The organism is Luteimonas sp. MJ250 (assembly GCF_039548455.1).
GTDB lineage: Bacteria > Pseudomonadota > Gammaproteobacteria > Xanthomonadales > Xanthomonadaceae > Luteimonas.
Window position 1 is genome coordinate 1 of sequence record NZ_JBCLVB010000020.1, and the last position, 7,139, is coordinate 7,139.

Annotated in this window: 7 protein-coding genes; all 7 read left to right on the forward strand. The window is 56.8% G+C overall.

The window, feature by feature from the left end; all coding sequences use genetic code 11:
- Positions 1 to 1,091 precede the first annotated feature (1,091 nt).
- Positions 1,092 to 2,894: a serine hydrolase gene (locus tag WCE37_RS14575; protein WP_343279973.1), complete on the forward strand. Its 1,803-nt coding sequence runs from the start codon at positions 1,092 to 1,094 to the stop codon at positions 2,892 to 2,894.
- A gap of 950 nt (positions 2,895 to 3,844) precedes the next feature.
- Positions 3,845 to 4,081 (forward strand): hypothetical protein, encoded by a 237-nt coding sequence (locus tag WCE37_RS14580; RefSeq protein WP_343279962.1) that lies wholly within the window; start codon positions 3,845 to 3,847, stop codon positions 4,079 to 4,081.
- 128 nt (positions 4,082 to 4,209) lie between these two features.
- The gene (locus WCE37_RS14585; RefSeq protein WP_343279974.1) at positions 4,210 to 4,512 is read left to right on the forward strand and encodes a type II toxin-antitoxin system RelE/ParE family toxin; all 303 of its coding nucleotides are present in this window, start codon (positions 4,210 to 4,212) and stop codon (positions 4,510 to 4,512) included.
- A complete protein-coding gene (locus tag WCE37_RS14590; RefSeq protein WP_343279975.1) occupies positions 4,509 to 4,805 on the forward strand; it encodes an addiction module antidote protein in 297 nt (98 codons plus the stop codon). Before WCE37_RS14585 ends, WCE37_RS14590 begins: the two co-directional genes overlap by 4 nt.
- A gap of 76 nt (positions 4,806 to 4,881) precedes the next feature.
- Positions 4,882 to 5,439, forward strand: a complete 558-nt coding sequence (locus tag WCE37_RS14595) for a DUF922 domain-containing protein (RefSeq protein ID WP_343279976.1) — start codon at positions 4,882 to 4,884, stop codon at positions 5,437 to 5,439.
- A 108-nt stretch (positions 5,440 to 5,547) separates the two neighbouring features.
- Positions 5,548 to 6,498: an HNH endonuclease gene (locus tag WCE37_RS14600; RefSeq protein WP_343279978.1), complete on the forward strand. Its 951-nt coding sequence runs from the start codon at positions 5,548 to 5,550 to the stop codon at positions 6,496 to 6,498.
- A gap of 125 nt (positions 6,499 to 6,623) precedes the next feature.
- Positions 6,624 to 6,893 carry an excalibur calcium-binding domain-containing protein gene (locus WCE37_RS14605; RefSeq protein ID WP_343279977.1) on the forward strand — a complete coding sequence of 90 codons (270 nt, stop codon included), beginning with the start codon at positions 6,624 to 6,626 and terminating at the stop codon, positions 6,891 to 6,893.
- The last annotated feature ends 246 nt before the right edge of the window (positions 6,894 to 7,139 follow it).

Genomic DNA, 7,139 nt, shown 5'->3' on the forward strand with positions numbered 1-7,139 from the left:
CGTTCAAGCCGAACTTGCTTCGTTACGGCTTTGGCGTGGCAGGAAAAGCTTGCCACGCCAAAGCCTCCACTACGCAAGTCGGCTTAACTCAGGTGTTAGGCCTTGTTTCCCGCACTGTTGTTGCCGGGTTCCAGGCAATCTGTAGCGCCTCGCTCATCCGCAGCGTTTGCGCCTCGCACGCGCGGTGCAGGCATCGGCAGTCAGCCATGCAGCAGCTCGGCTTCGGACAGGCGCGACTCTTCGCAAGGTTCGACCTGCCGGGTCGGCTTCGGGCAGTGCGCGGTGAGGGTTCGTGGCCGCGCGCAGGGTGCGTTTCGGCAGCACCAGGCACAGCGCTTGTTGTACTGTTTGCCTCAGGGGTTGGGCTGCCGCACGTCGGGCGCAGGTGCCAGGGAACGGCGGCCTAACGAGTCGTTCAAGCCGATGCCGCTTCGCGGCACGGCTTAACTCTGGTGTTAGGCCGCTCTCATGGGGCGCGGTGAATTCATGAAATGTCTCAGGACGACGCTGATCGCCGGAATCATTGCTGCCGCGTTCGTGGTGTCCAGTGGAGTGGTTTCAGCACTTGCCGGCGAGCCGGTAGCACGCACTACGACCCTTTGTCAGCTTGGGTCGCTTGCTGATCTGCCTGGCTCTGCTATTTCCTTCCAGGCCGTGGCTTCCACAGACTTACATCACGGCGTCACGCTGTCAGATCCAGCATGCCCAAACTCGGGGCTACGATTGGGCTCTCCATCAGACTCGGCAGACCAAAGCGTGGCCCTTTTCCTGCGCGCACTGACGACTCAGGCGCCCCACCTCACATGGCGCTCCATCAGTGGCATATTTACCGGCACTATAAGCGTTGCCCCATCAGGCGAGCGCCGCTTTGTTCCCATTGGCGTGCAAGACTTCCAGGAGGTAGCTGATGAGCCGTAGTGGCCGCGGCCTAACAAGTCGTTCAAGCCGAAGCCGCTTCGTTACGCAAACCACATGGCAGGTAGAGCTTGCCATGTGCTTCGCTCCACTACGCGTCTCGGCTTAACTCTGGTGTTAGGCCGCTCTCAATCTCATCTGCCGACCGAAAACAAGCAAAACTACCGGAACCATACATGTCCAGATTTGTGATGCTTGTACCGCTCTTCATCGGCATCATCAGCTTAGCCATTGCCGGCACATCGCAGATGTCGACGACCGAGGACAGCAAGCAGGCTGAACTGCAACAACACTGGAGTTGCTATACAGCGAGTGACGCACAAACGCACAAACAGCAAGTTGAGCACGATATGCTGCCCCGCGTGGTGTTTGCTGGCGAAACCAAAGCCGATAGCGTCGAGTCACGCATGGCCATGTACAAGACGCCTGCGCTGTCTGTCGCAGTAATTCATAACGGCAAACTGGATTGGAGCGCAGCTTGGGGGCAGCTGCAAACAGATGGCACAGATGCCGATTGTGGCAGCCTGTTCCAAGCCGGCTCCATCGCCAAGCCAGTAACTTTGCTCGCTGCAATGCGTATGAAGACAGCAGGGCTGATCGATTTCGATAAGAACATCGAAACTTATCTGTCGTCCTACCATCTGCCGGCTGGCCGGCAAACCGACGACAATCCGGTCACGTTCCGCAACCTGCTCACGCATACCGCAGGCATCACGCCAGGGGGCCATGTCGGGTATGCACAGGGCGAACCGATACCAACCGACCAACAGACCGTGCGCGGCGAAGCACCGAGTAATTCACGCAAGGTAGAGGTTCTGGACGCACCGGGGGCATCGCTCGCTTATTCTGGCGGCGGTTACACCATCATAGAGATCGCTCTGCAGGATCAACTAAACAAGCCTTTCGATAAAATCATGCGTGAGTGGCTACTCGCTCCGGCCGGCATGAAGCAAGCTGATTTCACCATACCGTTACCCACCTCCAGCCACCCATATACCGCTCGCGGATACCAAGTCGACGGCACTATCGTGCCTGGGGGCTGGCGTAACCATCCCGAGCAGGCCTCAGCCGGCCTGTGGGCAACGGCCACCGACTTGGCTATGTTCCTTCTCGAAATTCGTAAGGGCTACGAGGGCAAGAGTAACGTCTTCAGTCAAGCCAGCGTCCGCGAGATACTTGCCAAGCCCATCGATGATCATGCTTACGGCTTTAGATTAATTGGTGAAGGCGATCAAGTCTTCGTTACCCACTATGGCGGCACTGTCGGTTACAGGGCAGGCATGACGTTAAACTTGCTTACCGGCGATGGCGCGGTGTATCTGACCAACTCTGATAATGGAGCAAATCTCGGTGTCGAATTCTTCAGCGCAGTGTCCCGCGCATATAACTGGCCGACCTTCCGCGAAGTTCAGGTCACGCGCGCGACGCAGCCTGTCGACGTTCTGCACTCTCTAACCGGCCAGTATGCATTTGCGGAACAGGAATGGAAGGTCTCTGTGGTCTACGCGAACCAAGCGTTGACCCTGCTATTCCCAAACGGGGACCGTTACGCCATGACGCCCATACAAGGTCGACCGCGCGAGTTCATCCACCCTGATACCGCGGTACACGCCAGCTTCGATGTTGAAGGTGCGGATCTACTACTCCAGTTGTATGGCCAGACTGGACGACGTGAATCGAGCAACATTGATGCCGAACGTGCGCAGGTAGAAGTCAAGGAACATCTTCTAGCCGGTTACATCGGTCGCTATGAGCTGTCTCCCGGGCTGGTGTTTGATGTGAAGCAGTCCGGGGGCCACCTGGAAATTCAGCTGGGCGACCAGCCTCGTTTCCCAGCCTTTCCTGAGTCGGAGTCAAAGTTCTTCTTCAAGATCGTCGACGCCCAGATTACTTTTCTCAGGAACGGAGCGGGAACCGTTGTTGCCCTTGTGCTTCATCAAGGTGGGCGGGACCAAGAAGCGAAGAGGATTGAGCCATGAAGCGTCGCGGGGAACGGCCTAACAATTCATTCAAGCCGACGCCGCTTCGCGGCGCGGCTTAACTCAAGCGTTAGGCCTATGACCAAGATCTGGGCAATCTCACTTTTCCTTGCCGCAGTTATAGTCGCTCCTGAGACGAGTGCCTAAGGCAGCTGCGAGCCATTGCCATCGGGTTACCGCCTTCTCGCTCAAAACTACTCAGTCTCGGAACTTGAAAGCTTGGGGCTGCGCTTTGCCGCTCGCAATCCCGCGGTGCCGCAGGTGCCTTTCGCGTACGCCCATAGGGGCTGGATACAAATGAGAGATCTGTACCGGCCAGGCGACGAACTCCGCGAGTTTGATAGCCCGCATCTCGGACCAGGAGGATCGTCTCCGGACGGGTTTGTGCTCATGCGTGGCAAGTGCATGATCTCATTTATGGGCCTCAGGATTGCATAGGCCTAACAATTCATTCAAGCCGACACCGCTTCGCGGCGCGGCTTAATTCAGGTGTTAGGCCTTGTTTCCCGCACTGTCGTAGCCAAGCTTCAGGCGACCTTGAGCATCCCGCTCATCTGCGGCGTTTGCATCTCGCACACGCGGTGAAGGGCATCGGCAGTCCGGCCTGAAGCACCTCGGCTTCGTACGCGCGCGCGACTCTCCGCAAGGTTCGATCCGCCGAGTCGGCTTCGGCGGTAGCGCGGCGAAGGTTCCTGGCCGCGCGAGCTGCCCGGCTCAGCTCCGCCCGCGGCAATCGCCGGCCCAAGCTGCCCGCCAAAACTTGTTGTACTGTTCGGCTCAGGGGTTGGGCTGTCGCGGGGTCGGGCGCAAGTTCGGCGTGCGGCGGCCTAACAAGTCGTTCAAGCCGAAGCCGCTTCGTTACGCAAATCACATGGCAGATAAAGCTTGCCATGTGCTTCGCTTCACTGCGCGTCTCGGCTTAACTCTGGTGTTAGAGGGCAACGAGACTCATGCTGCAAGGGGTGATTGGACTGGCGACTTTTGTCAGTGGGCTGTTTGTCGCTTTCTCTGGGCATCCGGTTATTAGCGTACTCCTGTTCGCGGTCGGTGCAGGTTTCCTCAACGGGTGGCGCCACGATGTTTGGTTCAGCTTCGACTGGTTCGAGTCGGAGACCGCGGATGGATCAAGCGACGACGGTGACGGCGGCTACGGTGACGGCGGCGGCGGAGATGGCGGCGGTGACTAATATGGGGCCCTCTAACTATTCGTCCAAGCCGACGCCGCTTCGCGGCGCGGCTTAACTCAGGTGTTAGGCCTGCTTCCCAGGCTGCTCGGTGACTTGACAGTGATGTATCCTATCGGATACAGTGCGCCATGGTCACGTTTCTCCGCACATCCGAGTTCGACGCTTGGCTTAAGGCACTACGTGACCCGATCGCCAAAGCCCGCGTTATCGCTCGCGTTCGCTCCGCGGAGGCGGGAAACCTTGGCGACGTAGCTCCGGTCGGAGAAGGTATTTCCGAGATGCGGATCCATGTTGGGCCCGGGTATCGGCTTTACTACTGTCGTAGGGACGAGGTGATCTACTTGCTCTTGTGCGCTGGCGACAAGTCTTCCCAGCAGCGAGACATCCGCACCGCTAAAGCCTTGCTCCAAGGCCTGGAGAGTTCCCCATGAAAAAGATCGCCGTGTTCGACGCTGCAGACTACCTGGACAATGATGTCGTCATTGCCGAGTACCTGAACGCCGCTCTTGAGGACGAGAACCCCAATGTGTTCCTACAAGCCATCGCGGACGTGGCCAAGGCGCGCGGCATGACAAAGCTCGCCAAGGACACTGGACTTGGTCGCGAGAGCCTCTACAAGGCACTCGCTCCGGGGGCGAAGCCTCGCTACGACACTGTCATCAAGCTTGTCCGTGCGCTCGGGGTGGAGCTTCACACGTCGCCAGCCCATGCAGGGCAGGCCTAACGATTCGTTCAAGCCGATGCCGCTTCGCGGCACGGCTTAACTCTGGTGTTAGCTGGCTTTGACAGGAGTGCTTGCGTTGAATCTACGTGTTCCCATTCTTGTTTTCGTGTTGTCTCTATCTCATCCTGCGGCTGCCGACAGCCCCGTCATTGACCTCTACGAAATTGAGGGTAACTCTCTTGCCGATCTGAGGCTGGAATTAGCTGCGAAGGGGCCGGTTGGAAAGGATGGGGTGCGGCACCAAGGCTACACAACATGGAATGTTAGCTGGCGGTTCAAAACAAGGAGTGTAGGTAAAACCTGTGAGATTCTTGATCTAAGCACGTCGATCGAATCGAATATTTCTATGCCGACATGGAATCCGTCGCCAAATGTATCGGCCGAACTTGTTGAACGCTGGAACGCGTACCGCAGCGCGTTGGAAGCGCATGAGCAGGGGCATCACGAGTTCGCATTGAATTCTGCAGATGAGATAAAAAGGGAACTTGGGAACCTGCGCTGGAATGCGGGCTGCTCACAGCTCGTTGAGCACTTGAACACTCAAGGTAGAGAAATCATCGAAAAGCAGGTCCGGCTCGAACGCGAATACGACCAGCGCACAAGGCATGGCGCGACTCAAGGAGCGGTCTTGTGAGGCGGGCGCCAGCTAACAATTCATTCAAGCCGACGCCGCTTCGCGGCGCGGCTTAATTCAAGTGTTAGACCTCACAAAAATATGTCGATTTCCGTCAAAACACAAAAAATGCTTTGGGGACGAGCCGCGAATCGCTGCGCTATCTGTCGTGATGAGCTAGTAATGGATGCAAGCGAGACTGATGATGAGTCCGTAGTGGGAGAGGCGTGCCACATTGTCGCGTCGAGTGCCGAAGGGCCACGTGGAGATTCACCACTTACACCTGAGCAACGGGACAAGTATGCAAATCTGATATTGCTTTGCAATATTCACCACAAGCAGATCGACGACCAATTCATCGCGTTCTCAATCGAAAGGCTAAATACACTCAAAAGAACTCATGAAGACTGGGTGAGGATACAACTTGGATTTGACACTGCAAAGCAACGCGATGATGAGTTCTATGCGGGAATAGTTGATGAGTGGGCGTCGCGTATCGATTTAGACAACTGGATTAATCGTGCCTCCCCCATCCTCTGCGGCGGTCAACCGTCCATTGACAGGGAGCTTCTTCAGTCGTTGGAGGATATTAGAGCGTGGCTGCTCTCTAGACATTGGCCAGGAAGATATCCAGCTATTGAGTCTGCCTTTCTCAACTTCAGACGGATAGCTCAAGATTTTTGCATGACCTTCAACGAACACGCCGTACCTAGGTGGGAGACCTCGTGGCAAACGGAGAAATTCTACAAGATACCCCAGTGGGACCCGCCTCTCTATCGTAGGCTTAGCACGGACTTTGACTACCATGTGTCGCTTGTTTGCGATCTCATGCTTGAGCTGACTCGTTCCGTCAATTACGTCGTTTCGTGCGTTCGAGACGGATTAATGCCTAGCTACCGATCAAAGGAGGGAGTCGCACTAATTCAAAGTGGCCCACTCATGGATCTCTCATACCGCACTTACCGTGTCGAGTATCGCGGCACAGAAAGGACTGAGCAACCTTACCCGGGCATGACTCAGTTCAAAGTCGATCGTGAGAGTAGAGACATTAACTTCGGGAAAGAGCCGGCAGAGGTCTAACAATTCATTCAAGCCGAACCCGCTTCGCGGGTCGGCTTAACTCAGGCGTTAGGCCGCACGGGGGGTGCATGCCTAGATCAAAGTTCAACCTCAGCCTGATAGCCACTCTGTGCCTGGCGCCAGGGATGGCATTGAGCCATCCCGGTGGCCTGAACAGCGAGGGATGCCACAACAACCGCAAGACCGGCGACTATCACTGCCACCGTGCCCCTGCGACACCCCGCCCAGCTCCCCAGCAGAGCAACTTCGCGCCTGCACCCGCAGCTCCGCGCCAACAAGGCGCTTTCGTCAACTGCGCCGCTGCCCGGGCTGCAGGAGCCGCGCCTGTTCGCCGTGGTGATCCTGGGTATGGTCCGCATCTGGACCGGGACAATGACGGGGTGGGTTGTGAGTAGTGCTGCGGCAGGTAGCGGCCTAACAAGTCGTTCAAGCCGAATCCGCTTCGTTACGCAAAACACATGGCAGGTAAAGCTTGCCATGTGTTTCGCTTCACTACGCTGCTCGGCTTAACTCTGGTGTTAGGCATCACATGAAGATTCTCGCGCTTGTCCTTTCTGCGCTTCTACTCACAGGGTGCACGCATCGCTATAAGTACTACGACTTCTATCCGGCTTCTATAAATGTAGTCACCGGTCACATTC

Excerpts from the sequence above, each read along its gene's own strand:
- WCE37_RS14575 (WP_343279973.1), top strand. The coding sequence starts at position 1,092 with ATGTCCAGATTTGTGATGCTTGTACCGCTCTTCATCGGCATCATCAGC.
- WCE37_RS14580 (WP_343279962.1), top strand. The coding sequence starts at position 3,845 with ATGCTGCAAGGGGTGATTGGACTGGCGACTTTTGTCAGTGGGCTGTTT.
- WCE37_RS14585 (WP_343279974.1), top strand. The coding sequence starts at position 4,210 with ATGGTCACGTTTCTCCGCACATCCGAGTTCGACGCTTGGCTTAAGGCA.
- WCE37_RS14590 (WP_343279975.1), top strand. The coding sequence starts at position 4,509 with ATGAAAAAGATCGCCGTGTTCGACGCTGCAGACTACCTGGACAATGAT.
- WCE37_RS14600 (WP_343279978.1), top strand. The coding sequence starts at position 5,548 with ATGCTTTGGGGACGAGCCGCGAATCGCTGCGCTATCTGTCGTGATGAG.
- WCE37_RS14605 (WP_343279977.1), top strand. The coding sequence starts at position 6,624 with ATGGCATTGAGCCATCCCGGTGGCCTGAACAGCGAGGGATGCCACAAC.